This is a genomic window from Streptomyces macrosporus (assembly GCF_039533145.1).
GTDB classification, from domain to species: domain Bacteria; phylum Actinomycetota; class Actinomycetes; order Streptomycetales; family Streptomycetaceae; genus Streptomyces; species Streptomyces macrosporus.
Window position 1 is genome coordinate 93,114 of the sequence record NZ_BAAASZ010000005.1, and the last position, 14,875, is coordinate 107,988.

Annotated in this window: 13 protein-coding genes and 2 pseudogenes; 13 read left to right on the forward strand and 2 right to left on the reverse strand. The window is 72.7% G+C overall.

Annotated elements, in window-relative coordinates:
- The 13 genes and pseudogenes from ABD335_RS02595 to ABD335_RS02655 all read left to right on the forward strand — a co-directional run.
- On the forward strand, positions 1-502 hold a 502-nt coding region (locus tag ABD335_RS02595), incomplete at its 5' end, for a 3-oxoacyl-ACP synthase III family protein (protein WP_344320374.1).
- Positions 499-1,371, forward strand: coding sequence for a 3-hydroxybutyryl-CoA dehydrogenase (locus tag ABD335_RS02600; protein ID WP_344320375.1), 873 nt, complete (start codon positions 499-501; stop codon positions 1,369-1,371). The genes ABD335_RS02595 and ABD335_RS02600, both read left to right, overlap by 4 nt.
- 483 nt (positions 1,372-1,854) lie before the next feature.
- Positions 1,855-2,241, forward strand: coding sequence for a hypothetical protein (locus tag ABD335_RS02605; RefSeq protein ID WP_344320376.1), 387 nt, complete (start codon positions 1,855-1,857; stop codon positions 2,239-2,241).
- 722 nt (positions 2,242-2,963) lie between these two features.
- Positions 2,964-3,761, forward strand: coding sequence for an IclR family transcriptional regulator (locus tag ABD335_RS02610; protein WP_344320377.1), 798 nt, complete (start codon positions 2,964-2,966; stop codon positions 3,759-3,761).
- A 245-nt stretch (positions 3,762-4,006) separates the two neighbouring features.
- Complete coding sequence (locus ABD335_RS02615) at positions 4,007-5,362, forward strand: MFS transporter (protein ID WP_344320378.1); 1,356 nt, start codon at positions 4,007-4,009, stop codon at positions 5,360-5,362.
- A 29-nt stretch (positions 5,363-5,391) separates the two neighbouring features.
- Positions 5,392-6,453 carry a Rieske 2Fe-2S domain-containing protein gene (locus tag ABD335_RS02620; RefSeq protein WP_344320379.1) on the forward strand — a complete coding sequence of 354 codons (1,062 nt, stop codon included), beginning with the start codon at positions 5,392-5,394 and terminating at the stop codon, positions 6,451-6,453.
- Positions 6,450-6,692 (forward strand): hypothetical protein, encoded by a 243-nt coding sequence (locus ABD335_RS02625; protein WP_344320380.1) that lies wholly within the window; start codon positions 6,450-6,452, stop codon positions 6,690-6,692. Before ABD335_RS02620 ends, ABD335_RS02625 begins: the two co-directional genes overlap by 4 nt.
- A complete protein-coding gene (locus ABD335_RS02630) occupies positions 6,689-7,675 on the forward strand; it encodes a PDR/VanB family oxidoreductase (protein ID WP_344320381.1) in 987 nt (328 codons plus the stop codon). The genes ABD335_RS02625 and ABD335_RS02630 overlap by 4 nt, the downstream gene beginning before the upstream one ends.
- A complete protein-coding gene (locus ABD335_RS02635; protein WP_344320382.1) occupies positions 7,672-8,496 on the forward strand; it encodes an IclR family transcriptional regulator in 825 nt (274 codons plus the stop codon). The genes ABD335_RS02630 and ABD335_RS02635 overlap by 4 nt, the downstream gene beginning before the upstream one ends.
- 68 nt (positions 8,497-8,564) lie before the next feature.
- Entirely contained in the window at positions 8,565-9,557 is a 993-nt protein-coding gene (locus ABD335_RS02640) for a PDR/VanB family oxidoreductase (RefSeq protein ID WP_344320383.1), read from the forward strand.
- A gap of 53 nt (positions 9,558-9,610) precedes the next feature.
- Positions 9,611-10,822 (forward strand): cytochrome P450, encoded by a 1,212-nt coding sequence (locus ABD335_RS02645; protein WP_344320384.1) that lies wholly within the window; start codon positions 9,611-9,613, stop codon positions 10,820-10,822.
- A gap of 31 nt (positions 10,823-10,853) precedes the next feature.
- A pseudogene (locus ABD335_RS02650) lies at positions 10,854-10,994 on the forward strand (S-(hydroxymethyl)mycothiol dehydrogenase); the annotation flags it as partial.
- A 229-nt stretch (positions 10,995-11,223) separates the two neighbouring features.
- Positions 11,224-12,090 (forward strand): annotated as a pseudogene (locus tag ABD335_RS02655) (GNAT family N-acetyltransferase); the annotation flags it as partial.
- A gap of 440 nt (positions 12,091-12,530) precedes the next feature.
- Here the strand turns inward: ABD335_RS02655 and ABD335_RS02660 are convergent.
- Both ABD335_RS02660 and ABD335_RS02665 read right to left on the reverse strand, forming a co-directional pair.
- Positions 12,531-13,121: a DUF4396 domain-containing protein gene (locus tag ABD335_RS02660; RefSeq protein WP_344320385.1), complete on the reverse strand. Its 591-nt coding sequence runs from the start codon at positions 13,119-13,121 to the stop codon at positions 12,531-12,533.
- Between the two features lie 489 nt (positions 13,122-13,610).
- The gene (locus tag ABD335_RS02665; protein WP_344320386.1) at positions 13,611-14,063 is read right to left on the reverse strand and encodes a YbhB/YbcL family Raf kinase inhibitor-like protein; all 453 of its coding nucleotides are present in this window, start codon (positions 14,061-14,063) and stop codon (positions 13,611-13,613) included.
- Positions 14,064-14,875: the final 812 nt, after the last annotated feature.

The window sequence follows — 14,875 nt, forward strand, 5'->3', positions numbered from 1 at the left end:
CGACGGCGCCGCCGGGCGGGGCCTGCTCGACGTGGAACTGGTCAGTCACGGCGCCGACCACGAGCTGATCAGCATGCCCGCGGGCGGCAGCCGGTGTCCGGCGTCGGCCGGGACGGTCGCGGACGGCGGCCACCTGCTGCGGATGCAGGGCCGGGCGGTGCGGGACTTCGTCCTGGGCAACGTGCCCGGGCTCCTCACCAGGCTGCTGAAGCGGTACGGCTACGAACCCACCGATGTGGACCACTTCGTACCCCACCAGGCCAACGGGCGGCTGGTGGCGGAACTCGCCGAGGCCGGCGGCCTGCACCGGGCGCACACCCACCTGCCGCTGCGGCACAGCGGCAACATCGGCTCCGCGTCCGTGCCCGTCGCCCTCGACGCCGCCAACCGCTCCGGCGCGCTGCGCGAGGGCGATCTGGTGCTGCTCGCCGGCTTCGGCGCCGGCATGGCGGCCGGTGCCGCCCTGATGAGGTGGACCGCCACCGAAGGGAGAACACGATGACCGGACCCGTGCACAGGGTGGGTGTGGTGGGCTGCGGGACGATGGGCGCCGGGATCGCCGAGGTGAGCCTGCGCGCCGGCCTCGACGTACGGGTTCTGGTCTCCGCACCGGACCGCGTCGAGGCCGCGGCGCGGCGCCTTGCCGCCGCGTTCGACCGGGCCGTCGCCAAAGGCCGTATGACCCCGCGAGAACGCGAGGAGACCGCCGGCCGGCTGCGGATCACAGCGGACATCGCCGAACTCGCCGACCGGCAGCTCGTCGTGGAAGCGGTGACCGAGGAACTGGACGGCAAACGCGGGGTGTTCAAGGCGCTCGACGACCAACTGACGGATCCGGCGGCCGTGCTGGCCTCCACCACCTCCAGCCTGCTGGTGAACGACCTCGCCGAGACGACCGGCCGGCCCGAGTCCGTCGTCGGACTGCACTTCTTCAACCCCGTGCCGGCGATGCCCTTGGTCGAGCTGGTCCTGACGGATCGCACGAGCGCACGGAGCGCCGCGGCAGCCGAGGCGTTCGTCGCGGACGCGCTGGGCAAGGAGGTCATCCGCACCCGGGACCGCTGCGGGTTCGTGGTCAACGCGCTGCTCGTGCCCTATCTGATGGCGGCGGTCCGCATGTACGACCAGGGCGTGGCCGACGCCGAGGACATCGACCGCGGCATGACGCTGGGCTGCGGATATCCGATGGGTCCGCTCGCCCTTCTCGACATGATCGGGATCGACACCATCAGCGCTGTGGCGCACGGCATGCGGGAGAACGGCACCGACCTGATCGCCGAAGTGCCCCCGCTGCTGGCCCGGATGGTCCAGGAGGGGCGGCTCGGCCGCAAGACGGGGCACGGCTTCTACCGGTACGACCAGCCCTCGTGACGCGGCGGCCTCCGCCGTTTCCCCGCCGGCCGGAGGCGCGCACGGACGGCCGTGGTCGCGGTCTCGTGGGCCGGACGAGGCCGGTCGCGTTGTCGGGGTGCCCGGTGGCAGTCGGTCGCCGCGGTCGTGTCGGTCCGGCCGGCGGCGCGGGCCGATCGGGTTGTCGGGCACCTCGACATCGAGGACCGCTTTTCATCGCGTCACCACCCCGCGGGGTATCCCGGATATCCCGCACGATCACCGCATTTCCTCACACGAGAACACGCGAATCCTGTTGCCCGTCCCGCCGCCGTTCTCGGCCGGGCGATGGTGTGCAACCTGTCCGAATATCTTGTGGTGATCCTTCCGTGGCCATGCGATCGTGAACACGAATTCAGCAGGACTCTTCTTTTCGGAGTCGTGTGCGGCTGAACCGAAGCGAAGGAACACGGAAAGGACGTTTCGTTGCGTTCGCATGTAATTCCGGGCCGCATCCCGGTCCTGGTGTCCGCCTTCCTGTTCGCCCTTGTCGCCCAGCCGGCGATGGCCCTGGAGAGAGAACCGAGCGCTCAAGCGGAAGCCGCCACCGAGTGGACGGCACACCATGGCGAGGCCACCGTGTCGGGAACGACCACGGAGACCCGGACGGCCTTCGTCGGCGAAGGGCGGTTGACGAATACCGGAAGCGAGTGCTACTCGGTCTGGTTCGATTGGATGGTCGACTTCGGGTGGAGCACGGAGAGGGTTGTCGCTCAGTGCGGCCCCGGGGTGAAGGAATTGAACCACCTGTTCCCCACCGACATCTTTTTCTCTCCCCTCGCCAGTGGCTGGGTTTACGTCTGCGAGGGGACGGAAGACGAGGACTGTGGAAAGAGGGTCCTTGTAGCGTGAAATAGCCCGCCGGTGGTTTCGTCCCATCGGACGAGAGCCGCCCGAGAACTCCTGTCGCCGTGAGTTCGGGCGGCGCCGGTGAACGAACGCGCATCCTGCGACGTCGACCGGCGACTCGGAGCTCGTGACACGATCGTGTGACTCGTTGCCGGTGGCGCGGTGAGTCGGGCCGATTCGCAGGGCCGCCGAACCTGCCATGGCGTCATGGCCGTCGACCTGTTCGCGGGCATCCCCGTGAACGACCACGCGGCGGCGCCGGCCTGGTACGAGCGGCTGCCCGGCTCCCTCCGCCGACGTTCGTCCCGAACGGCACGGAGGCCGTGGGGGAGCCGGCGGAACACCGGTATCCGTACATCGAGCATCGGCCCGGGCGCGCCGGCCACGCCCTGCACACCGTCGTCGCGGGTGGCAGGGCTCCGCCTGCCGAGCCCTGCCGCCACCACCTCTGCCGGACGGGGAATCGCCCCGACGCCTCGGACGGACGACCCGGCGTGAGCACCGGGAAGCGGCCCGGGGACGGGAGCCACCGAGGTGTCCGAGCCGGACCGGGAGCAGGCCCGGCCCCGAGACGTCCGCCCTCGGATTCCGGACGTCGGGCCCCGGGCCGGCCGCCGATCCGGTCGTTCCTCTCGACGAGCGGCCCGCGGTGTCGCACACTCTCGGTCAATCCGCGAGCCGCCGAGGCGAGTTGCGCGGAACGGAAGGCAGAAAGGTGTGTGACGGTGCGAGCACAGGCCTCCCCGGCAGCCCAGAAGAGCGGAGCACGGGCGGGGGGCGGCCCCGGCCCGGTGCTCGGCAGGGCGTTCAGGATTCTCGGCGCGTTCTGCGCCGAACACCCGGCGATGACGCTCAGCGAACTGGCGCGGCGCTCGGGCCTGCCCACGTCCACCGTGCACCGGATGCTCGGCGATCTGATCGAGTGGGGAGCGCTGGAGCGCGGGGCGGACGGTCGCTACCGGGTCGGCCTGCGCCTGTGGGAGGTCGGCGCGCTCGCGCCGCGCGGGCAGGGGCTGCGTGAGCGCGCCCTGCCGTACCTGGAGGACCTCTCGCAGGTCACGCGGGAGAACGTGCAGTTGGCCGTGCGGGAGGGGTGTGAGCTGGTGTTCGTGGAGCGGATCGCGGGTACCGGCGCGGTGCCGGTGCTGACCCGGGTGGGCGGGCGGTTCGCGCTGACGGCCACCGGGGTGGGCCTGGTCCTGCTCGCCCATGCGCCGAGCGAGGTGCAGGAGAAAGTGCTGGCCGGACCGTTCCGCCGGTTCACGGAGCGGACCGTGACCGACCCGCGCACCCTGCGCCGGATGCTGGGCGACGTACGCCGCGACGGCTACGTCGTCAGCGATCGGCAGGTCACGATGGACGCCCTGTCGGTGGCCGCGCCGGTGTACGGACCGGGCGGGGAGGTGGTCGCCGCGGTGTCGCTGGTGGTGCGGCACGGGATCCGTTCCGCGCACGCGCTGGCATCGCTGGTGTGCACGAGCGCCCGGGCGATCTCGCGGGCGCTCGCCGAGCCCGCCCGCTGACCGAGCCCGCCCGCTGACCGGGGGCGACCCGCGCGAAATCTTTCCCGGCATCCGGAAAAGCGCCTGGTCGGGCCGGACGTCCACATCCAGGATGTTCGCACCGACCGCCCTTGCCCCGGCCCGGCTCGAGCCGATGGAGCCGCACCGCGCCGTGCGGGCAAGGGGGGTTGGCCGTGACCGAGCAGTCGACAACGGAGTGCTGCCATGGCCTTTTCCCCCATCCGCCCACGTGCCGGAGCCGTGTTGTGAACCGCCCGCTGCGCGATGCCCTCGACGAGGGAACGATGAGCCGCTTCCAGTGGCGCGTGGTCGTGGTCTGCATCCTGCTCAACGTCCTCGACGGTTTCGACGTGCTGGTGATGTCCTTCACCGGCAAGGCCGTCTCGGCCGAGTGGGAGCTGACCTCCGCCCAGCTCGGCCTGCTGCTCAGCGCCGGGCTGGTCGGCATGGCGCTCGGCGCGATCGCCGTCGCCCCGTGGGCCGACCGTGTGGGTCGCCGACCGATCGTGCTGGGCTGCCTGGTTCTCGCCGCCGCCGGCATGTTGCTGTCCTCCGCCAGCCAGTCCGCCGTCCAGCTCGGCACGCTGCGCGTGCTCACCGGCGTCGGCATCGGCGGCGTCCTCGCGTGCAGCAACGTCCTCTCCGGCGAGTACGCCTCCCACCGCTGGCGCGGGCTGGCCGTCAGCCTCAACTCCACCGGCTACGCCATCGGCGCCACCCTTGGCGGGCTGCTCGCCGTCGGCCTGGTCGACCGGTTCGGCTGGCGGTCGGTGTTCCTGGCGGGCGGCCTCGCCACCGCCCTGGCCGTGCCTCTGGCCTGGGCCACCCTGCCCGAGTCGCTGGACTTCCTGCTGACTCGCAGGCCCAAGGGCGCGCTGGAGCGGGTCAACGCGTTGGCCCGCCGCATGGGGCAACCGGCGCTGTCCGAACTGCCCGAGACCACCGATCGATCCTCCGCCTCGCTCACCGCCGGCTTCCGCCGGCTGCTCGATGGTGCGCTGCGCCGCTCCACGGTGCTGCTGTGGTCCGCGTTCTTCCTGGCCATGTCCGGTTTCTACGTCATCACCAGTTGGACACCGACCCTGCTGGCGGAGGCGGGACTGTCCAGCACCCAGAGCCTGACCGGCGGCACCCTGCTCAATCTCGGAGGCATCTTCGGCGCCGCCGCGCTCGGCGCACTCGCCGCCCGCTTCCGGCTCCGCCACGTACTGGCCGGCTACCTGGTCGTCACGGCGGTCCTGCTCTCCGGCTTCATCGTCTCCACGTCCGTCCTGTGGGCCGCCCTGGCGCTCGGCGCGCTGATCGGCGTGTTCGTCAACGGCTGCGTGGCCGGTCTCTACGCCCTCAATCCCGTCGTCTACGACGCGTCCGTGCGCGCCACCGGCATCGGCTGCGCGCTCGCCGTCGGCCGCATCGGATCGATCGTCGCGCCCACCGCCGCGGGGGCCATGCTGGACGCCGGCTGGAGCCCGCAGAGCCTCTACCTCGTCGTCGGCGCGATCTTCGTGGCGACCGGCGTCCTCGTCCTGGCGATGCGTCCGGCCCACGCGGCCGAGCCCCGTCCTTCCATCGCCGCCGCCGCGGTCGGCGACGCCCGCTGACCCCACCCGTGTTCTCAAGGAGAAGCACCATGACCGCTTTCGTTCGCAACCAGTGGTATGTGGCCGCCCACGCCCACGAGGTCGGGCGCGAACTGCTCGGCCGTACCGTCCTGGGCGAGCCGATCCTGCTGTACCGCACCGAGGACGGCCGGGCCGTGGCCATGTCCGACCGCTGCGTGCACCGCCGCTTCCCGCTCTCGGAGAAGCCGAGCCGCCTGGACGGCGACCGCGTGGTGTGCGGCTACCACGGCTTCACCTACGGCACCGACGGCGGTTGCGTGTCCGTGCCCGGCCAGCAGCGCATTCCCCGCACGGCCCGGCTGAAGACCTACCCGGTGATCGAGCAGGACGCCTTCGTGTGGGTGTGGATCGGCGACCGCGAGCCGGGCGACACCCTGCCGCCGCGCGCCCCCTGGCTGGACTCCCCGGACCACACCGTCGTCCGCGGCATGGAGCCCATCGACGGCGACTACGGTCTGCTGGTCGACAACCTGATGGACCTCTCCCACGAGACGTACCTGCACGGCGGCTACATCGGCACCCCGGAGGTCGCCGAGACCCCCATCACCACCGAGGTCGACGACAAGGCCGGGATCGTCTACGTCAGCCGCCACATGGACGACGCCGAGTGCCCGCCGTTCTACGCCGAGTCCACCGGCATCGAGGGCCGCATCACCCGCTGGCAGGACATCGAGTACCACGCGCCGGGCCTGTACCTGCTGCACTCCCGCATCGCCCCGGTCGGCGCGCCCGGTCCGAACGCCGACGGAACCGACCCGCACGCCTTCCACGTGGAGGTCGTCTACGGCATCACCCCGTCCACGGAGAGGACCACGTACGACTTCTGGGCGGTGGCCCGGGACTTCGCCCTGGAGGACCAGCAGGTCAGCGACTTCCTGTGGGAGAACAACCGCACCGTGGTCCTGCAGGACGTGGTGGCGCTCAACGTGCTGCAGAAGGCCCTGGACACCGAGAAGGCGGGCTACCAGGAGCTGTCCATCAACATCGACACCGGGGGTCTGGCCGCCCGCCGGATCCTCGCCCGCCTGGCCGCCGAAGGCGTCGAGCAGGTGGGGGCGGCGGCCCGATGAGCCCCCTGCATCCCCCGGCCCTCACCGGCGGTGAGGTCCACCGCATCCACTGGCTCCTCGGCACCGACCGCCTGCTCGCCGTCTGTCACTGCGGCGCCGAGCGCGAGTTCGAGGACCCGGTGGAGCTGTGGGACTGGCTGCTCGCCCACCCCGAAGGCCACCGCCCGCCCGCCGACGCCGCGCCCGTTCCCGCCGGGGCCCCCGAGCCGGCCCCGACCCGACGAGAGAAGGCACCGTGACCACCGTGATCCCCGCACGTACCCGGACGGGCGGTACCGAGACCGACCTCGACCTGGTCCTCACCGCCAAGGAGAGCGTCGCCCAGGGCGTCGTACGCCTGACCCTCGCCCTCCCCGACGGCGGCGAGCTGCCGGCCTGGCAGCCCGGCGCCCACGTCGACCTCCGGCTCACCCCGGAGCTCACCCGCCAGTACTCGCTGTGCTCCGACCCCGCCGACCGCACCCGCTGGCAGGTCGCCGTCCTGCGCGAGCCGGACGGCCGGGGAGGCTCCGCACACGTCCACGACCGTCTCGCACCCGGCGACCCGGTACGGGTACGCGGCCCGCGCAACGCCTTCGCGCTCCAGCCCTCGCCCCGCTACCTCTTCCTGGCGGGCGGCATCGGCATCACCCCGCTGATCCCCATGCTCGCCGCGGCCGAACGCCGCGGCGCGCAGTGGGAGTTGGTGTACGGCGGACGCAACCTCGCCTCCATGGCCTTCCACGCCGAGCTGCGCACCGCGTACGGCGGACGCGTACGCCTGGTACCGCAGGACGAGCACGGCCCGCCGGACCTCGACGCCCTGCTCGGCAGCCCGCGTCCGGACACCCTGGTGTACTGCTGCGGCCCGGAAGGGCTGCTGCGCGCGGTGGAGGAGCGCTGCGCCGCCTGGCCGCCCGGCGCCCTGCACACCGAGCGGTTCACGCCCAGGGACGTCCAAGGCGCCGGCACGGACGGAGGGTTCGAGGTGGAACTCGCCCGCAGCGGCCGCACCGTGACCGTACCGCCCGGCACCTCCGTGCTGGACGCCGTCGAGCAGGCAGGCGTACAGGTGCTGTCCTCGTGCCGCGCGGGCACCTGCGGCACCTGCGAGACGGCGGTCCTGGCCGGGACGGTGGACCATCGCGACTCCCTGCTCACCCCCGAGGAACAGGCCGCGCACGACACGATGATGATCTGCGTCTCCCGCGCCGCCTGCCCGCGTCTGGTCCTCGACCTGTGAGCACGCGGGGAGGCGGCGAGTCGGTCCTCGCGCGGGCGGTGCGCATCCTGGAGGCGTTCACGCAGGACGAGCCCGCACTGTCCGTCTCCGAGATCGCGCGCCGATCCGGGCTGCACGTGGCCACCGCCTCCCGCCTGGTCGCCGAACTCGTCGCGCACGGGCTGCTGGTACGCGACGAGCGGCGCCTGGTGCGGGTCGGGGTGCGGCTGTGGGAACTGGCGTCGCGCGCCTCGCCCGCGCTCACGCTGCGCGAGCGCGCGATGCCGTTCCTGGAGGGCGTCCACGACGTGGTCGGCCACCATGTCCAGCTCGCCGTGCGCGAAGGCGAGGAGGTGCTGTTCGTGGAGCGGCTCTCCGCGCCCGGCTCGGTGGTGAACTACACCCGGATCGCGGGCCGCCTGCCGCTGCACGCCTCCTCCAGCGGGCTCGTCCTCCTCGCGCACGCGCCCGCCGAGCTGCGCGAGCGCCTCCTGGACGGCCGTCCACTGCGCGCGTACACGCGCCACACTCCCGCCGCCTCGCCCCTCCTGCGCGCCCAACTCGCCGCCGTACGCCGCGACGGCTACGCCCACTGCCCCGGATTCGTGCACGAGGACGCCCTCGGCATCGCGGCTCCCGTGCGCGACCGGACGGGCGAGGTCGTCGCGGCCCTGGGCGTGGTCGTGCCCAACGACGCCTCGGCCCGCGCCGTCGTTCCCGTCGTACGAACCGCCGCGCGCGGCGTCTCCCGCGCCCTCGGAGCGGAGGCGGTCGGCAAGCGGGTGCGCGCCGGAACGACGCGGGGAGGCGACGGCGGCGCAACTCTCCCTCTCGCTCAGTGAGAATCGCGTCGCCCGCGCCCCGGACGCGCCCGCATCCTTCCGGCAACCGACAGACGGGAGGCGACAACGTGGTCGCACCAGACACACCGGTGCCCGCCGCGGCCGGAGCGGCGGGAGGGAGCGTCGTCACTCTCACCGTGGCGGACAAGCGGGAAGTCGCCGAGGGGGTCGTGGCGTTGACCCTGGCCCATCCCGAAGGGGCACGGCTGGCGGACTGGACGCCCGGCGCGCACATCGACCTGATCCTGCCCAACGGGCTGACCCGCCAGTACTCGCTGTGCGGGGACCGCTGGGACGCGTACACGTACCGGATCGCGGTGCTGCGCGAGCCGGCGGGCCGGGGAGGCTCGGCACACGTCCACGACGAACTGGCCGTGGGGAGCCGGGTGGGGGTGGGCGGCCCGCGCAACCACTTCCCGCTGGTGCCCGGCGAGCGCTACCTCTTCCTGGCGGGCGGCATCGGCATCACCCCGCTGCTGCCGATGATCCACCAGGCCGAACTGTTGGGTTCCGACTGGCAGTTGGCGTACGGCGGACGCAGCCGGACCTCGATGGCCTTCCGGGAGGAGCTCGTGGCCGCGTACGGGGAGCGCGTCCACCTGATACCGCAGGACGAGATGGGGCTGATCGACCTGGCCGCTTGGCTGGGCTCGCCGCGGCCGGACGTGAGGGTGTACTGCTGCGGCCCGGCCCCGCTGCTGGCCGCCGTCGAGCGGGAGTGCGCGGCCTGGCCCGTGTACGCCCTGCGGACCGAGCGGTTCACCGCCGCCGCGTCGGCCCCACCGGTGCGCAAGGACCCCTTCGAGGTGGAGTTGCGCCGCTCGGGGCGGACGGTCACCGTCGCCCCCGGCGTGTCCGTGCTGGACGCGCTGCGCGAAGCGGGCGCGGAGGTGCTGTCCTCCTGCCGCCAGGGCACCTGCGGGACCTGCCTCGTCCCGGTCCTGGCCGGACGTGTCGACCACCGCGACGCGGTCCTCGCCGACCACGACCGGGCTGCCGGGGACTGCATGCTCCCCTGCGTCTCCCGCGCCGTCGACGACCGCCTGGTCCTCGACCTGTGAACTCCCGCCGACACCCACCGCGCAAGCCGACCCCCACCGCGCAAGGAGCCGCTGTGACCGAGACACCCAAAGGCATGGCGCCGCCGGTCAGCGACGCCGACCCGTTCGCCCCGGACGCACTGGAGAACCCCGAGCCGCTGCACGCCGCTCTGCGCGAGGCCGGTCCCGTCGTCCACCTGACCCGCTACGACGTGTACGCCCTCGCCCGTTACGAGGAGGTGCGCGCGGCGCTGGTCGACTGGCAGCGCTTCGAGTCCGGAGCCGGGGTGGGGCTGGCCGACTTCCGCCGTGAGAAGCCGTGGCGGCCGCCGAGCCTGCTGCTGGAGGCCGACCCGCCCCGCCACGACGCGCCGCGCCGGGTGCTGTCCGAGCTGCTCGGCCCGCCCGCCCTGCGTCGCCTGCGCGAGCAGTGGCGCCGGACGGCCGAGGAAATGGTCGACCACGTCCTCGCCAGGGGCGTCGAGTTCGACGCCTTCACCGAGCTGGCCCGCGCCTTCCCGCTGCGCGTCTTCCCCGATGCCGTGGGCCTGGGCCCGGACGGCCGGGAGAACCTCCTGCCGTACGGCAACATGGCCTTCAACGCCTTCGGTCCGGTCAACGACCTGGTCAAGGCGGACGCGCCGCGCGCGGCCGAGCTGTCGGGGTGGGTGAACGCCCAGTGCGTCCGCGAGGCACTCGCGCCGGGCGGCTTCGGCGCGCGCATCTGGGAAGCGGCCGACCGCGGCGACCTCACGCACGAGCAGGCCCCGTTGGTGGTGCGCTCCCTGCTCACCGCCGGCGTCGACACCACCGTGCACGGCCTGGCCGCCGTTCTGCACGCGTTCGCGACCCATCCCGAGCAGTGGCAGCGCCTGCGCGAACGCCCGCACCTGGCCCGCGTCGCCTTCGACGAGGCGGTGCGCCGGCAGTCGCCCGTGCAGACCTTCTTCCGTACCGCCACGACCGACGTGACGGTGGCGGGCGTCCGCATCCCGCGAGGAACCAAGATCCTCATGTTCCTGGGCGCCGCGAACCGCGATCCGGCTCGCTGGAGCGAGCCGGACCGATTCGACCTCGACCGCGACCCCTCCGGCCACGTCGGCTTCGGCATGGGCCTGCACCAGTGCGTCGGCCAGCACGTCGCCCGGCTGGAGGCCGAGGCACTGCTCACCGCCCTGACACGCCGGATCGCGCGCATCGAGCCGGCCGGCGCACCGCGTCGTCACCTCAACAACACCCTGCGCTCGTGGGCATCGCTTCCCGTGCGGGTCCACCCGGCCTCCTGAACACCCACCGACCGAGAAAGAGAGCATTTCCATGGCACAGGAAGTACGCGGCGTCGTCTCGCTCGGAGTGAACGAGCCCGTGCGGGTGGAGACGATCGTGGCGCCGGATCCCGGGCCGGGAGAGGCGGTGGTGAAGACCCAGGCCTGCGGGGTGTGCCACACCGACTACCACGGGCGGCTGCCCCGGCACTCTCCGAAGCCCGGCTGAACCGGGCACTCGTCACCACGGTGACCCGGCGCCCGACCCGCGAAAGCCCGCGGACCGGCCAGTGGACGAGGAAGACTCTTGCGTGTTCGGAAGCAGTCGCCTCACGTGGCCGGCAGACGGTGGACCAGGCGCGGCGACGACTCGTTTCCGGGCACGTGCTCCCCGGCGTCGAGCACATCGGGGATCATGAGGCATGCGCCCGGATGACTGGCACCTCACCGAAGACGTCCACGACTTTCTCGCCCGAGCCGGAGACTTCCTGCGCTCACGCCCCGTCCTGCACACCATGCCGCTGACGGTGATCGAGAGGCTGCGAACGGACGGGGCGGCCGCGCACGGCGCCGAAGCCCCTGTATTCGGCCGACTGGAGCGAGGGGGCGAGGTCCACGCCACCTTTTACCAGCGCACCCCGTCCGGTCCCTTGAGCCTCACCTCCGTCACCCGCGAGCAGGCCGACGTGCTCGCCGCTCGTCTGGTCGACCTCGGCCATCCCGTCCCCGGCGTCAGCGGGGACCACGACTCGGCCACCTCTTTCGCCGAGGCGTGGCAGCGGCACACGGGCGCGGTGCCGGTACTCGACAAGCGGCTCCATCTCTACCGCCTTGGCGCACTCACCCCACCGGAGCCCCTCCCAGAGGGCCGGGGCCGCGTCGCGGGCGAGCAGGACCACGAGCAAGTCGTGCGCTGGTGCCGTGAGTTCTGCGTCGACGTCGGAGAGAGCGTCTCCGTGGAGGCCATGGACGCCGGCTCCTGGGCCGACACGCGTTTCGCCGACAAGCACTTCACGTTCTGGGAGACCCCGGACGGCACTCCCGTCTCCATGGCGGGCTCGACGTCGATGGTCGGCGGCATGATCCGGGTGGACCCCGTCTACACCCCGGCTCACCTCCGGGGGCGCGGCTACGCGGGCGCTGTGACGGTCGAGGTGAGCAGGGCCGCGCTGGCCGCGGGCGCGACGGACGTCGTCCTGTTCACGGACCCGGCCAACCCCACCAGCAACGCCCTGTACCGGCGCCTCGGCTACGTCCTGGTCACCGACTTCGCCGTGTACGGCTTCTCCCACGACGTACCGGAAGCCGGTTGGGAACACGACCGACACGGAACGCGCCTGCCGTCGGGAACCGATCCGTCGGCACCGCGCCACCGGTTGCAGCAGGGAGGAGGAGAACACCTGCTCACCGTGGCCGGCGCCGAGCCGACCGTGGCGCACACCCCCGGTCACGCCCCCGGCGCGGCCGGGCGGTCGTTCTCCGGGCAGGAGTCCCGACAGCGCCTCCGTGCCCTGCCGTGGAAACCCGGCCGGGTCCCTGGTGGACGGCTGCCGGTCGAGCGCACTCCCGCTCGGTGCCCGGGCGCGGCTTCCGCGCGGGCGAGCGTGCGTGTCCGGGGACGGGGTGGACGACGTCGGCGCCGAGGCCGGTGCCGGTGTGGTCTCGCGTGGGGCCACGGCGTGCCGTGCCACCCCCGACCGGGGGCGGTACGGCACACCGGGTGGGTGGGTCAGTGGTAGGCGTGGACGACGGCGTGCCCCTTGCCGCGGCCGATCATCCACTTGTTCACCGGGGTGGTGACCAGGAAGGCGACGGCGAACCCGCCCAGCAGCGCGGACCAGAACAGCCCGTCCGTCAGGTGCGCGTCCATCGCGCCGGGAGTGAGGGCGATGATGCCGTTGTCGACCAGCTCCATGATCGCGATGGAGAGCGTGTCGGCGGCCAGCGCCACCTTGACCGCGGCCTTGAGGCCCACCCCGGCCCTCAGGACGGCGACGAGGGTGAAGGAGTAGCCGAAGAGGAACGCCAGCGCGATCGCCAGGGCCATGGTGGGCACGTTGCCCCACAGCAGGGCGGTGCCGATGGCCATGCCCAGGATCTCGCCGATGGCGCAGCCGGTCAGGCAGTGCAGCGTCGCCTTCACCGCGGTGCTCCAGGAGGCCGACGCTCCACCGGGCCCGTGCTCCGCGTGGGTCTCCACGCGCCCGCCGTGCGGTTCCGCGGGTTCGCTGTGGCCGTGGTGCGGGGCATGGTCGTGCAGGGCGTCGGCCCGGTCGGTGTGGCCGTGGTGTGTACCACCGTGGCGGATGGTGTGGTCCATGGCTGTCCCCCATCCCTCTCGTTCGGCTGTGGTCCCGCTGCCGGGTGCCCACTCACCGGAATTGTATACCCCCTAGGGGTATCAGGGAAGGTGTTTCGGTGGAGCGGACGACGTGAGGGACGCCGACCCGGAGGCCCACCGGCGCAGCCGCCGGGGTCCGGCCACGCCCTGCCGGGGACCTCCACACCGCGGCCCTGGTCGCCCGCGACGGTTCCGTCGACTGGCGGTGTCCGCCCGGGTTCGACTCGCCCGTCTCGCTTGACGAGAGACACAGAGATGCCCCCGGGGGAAGGGCGCCGCGATCGCCGACCGGATCGTCGCCGAGGCGGTGACTCCCGCGATCCGGATCGTTTCCGTCTGCCGTCTCGGTCGCGGACGCGGCTTTCGAGCCGTCGGTTCTCCGTACACGGCCGTGCGGTTCGCGCCGCGCCGGGGGAGGCGGTGGTACGGAGGCTGTGATGGCCTCGCACCGTGCCCCGCGCACCGCCCTCAGCGGTGGTAGAGACCGTAGATCGTGCCGCTGGCGAGCTGTCGTGCTTCCACCGCGGCGTGCACGTCGTCGGCGCTCGCGCCGTCGTCGAGGGAGACCGGCTCGGACAGCGCGTAGAGGCGGAAGAAGTACCGGTGAGCCGGGTCGCCGGTCGGGGGATGCGGCCCGCCCCAGCCCCGCTCCCCGTAGCCGTTGGTCCGGGGTGTGCCGCCCCGGGGCGTCTGCCCGGCCTCCACGCCGTCGGATGTCGGATCGATGCCGGTGACCAGCCAGTGGAGGAAGGTCCCCATCGGCGCGTCGGGGTCCTCGCACAGCAGGAGGAGCTCTGCCGTGCCGTCCGGCACTCCGGACCAGCTCAGCGGAGGAGAGACGTTGTCCCCCTCCTTCGCGTAGCGGCGCGGGATGAAGGCGTTGTCGCTGAAAGCGGAGCTTCGAAGATCGATACCAGCCATGCCGTGAGGGGTACCCCGCGCGGCGTCGATGTGCACGGTGCGGCATCTCTGTCGCCTGGACGAGCGCATCCTTTCCGTGGAGTCCCCGAGCGTGACGCGGCGCCCTGCCGCGCAGTGTCGACGACGGGCGGCGTCGAGGGCGATCCACTGGGCGGTCGGGTACGTGCCGGACACGACCGGATCGATCCTGCCGGTGCCGGCGAGCAGCCGGGCATTTCGAGCGGAGCGGACCACGGCTCCGGGGTGGTGCTGTCCGCTCACGGTGATGGCGGCCCGCGGCCGGGGCCACGCAACCGATCGGTCACCGCGGCACTGCGCCGGACCGGACCGGGTACGTTGCCGATGGACCCACTGGACGAACAAAAGGAACAAAAGGAATAGAAGGAACAGGCGGACGCGACCACGGCCGAGCACCGTTTCGGCATCGCCCCGCCCGACGCCGACAGGGAGGGGCGCCGGTCACCGACGTGTGGCCACCGCCTCGACACGGCTCCGCGATCCGCGAGTCGTGGCGTCGAGCCCGGACCGGCTCGGCGATCCCACGGCGTTCGGACGCCGCCGGGACGTTCCTTCCCCCTACCGAGGAGTATCCATGACCGTTCCCCAACCGCCCGGCCATCCCGATCCCACCCGTCCCGACCCGGTGCCGCCGACCCCCACACCCACTCCGGGACCTCCCGGTCCCGAACCCGGCCCCGCTCCCGGTCCGGTGCCGACACCCGGCCCCGACCCTGTCCCGCCGGCTCCGGGCCCCGAACCCGAGCCCGACCCCGTGCCGCCGACGCCGTAACCCTCCCCTCCCGCCCCGTAGT

Excerpts from the sequence above, each read along its gene's own strand:
- ABD335_RS02660 (WP_344320385.1), bottom strand. The coding sequence starts at position 13,121 with ATGGACCACACCATCCGCCACGGTGGTACACACCACGGCCACACCGAC.
- ABD335_RS02600 (WP_344320375.1), top strand. The coding sequence starts at position 499 with ATGACCGGACCCGTGCACAGGGTGGGTGTGGTGGGCTGCGGGACGATG.
- ABD335_RS02665 (WP_344320386.1), bottom strand. The coding sequence starts at position 14,063 with ATGGCTGGTATCGATCTTCGAAGCTCCGCTTTCAGCGACAACGCCTTC.
- ABD335_RS02620 (WP_344320379.1), top strand. The coding sequence starts at position 5,392 with ATGACCGCTTTCGTTCGCAACCAGTGGTATGTGGCCGCCCACGCCCAC.
- ABD335_RS02625 (WP_344320380.1), top strand. The coding sequence starts at position 6,450 with ATGAGCCCCCTGCATCCCCCGGCCCTCACCGGCGGTGAGGTCCACCGC.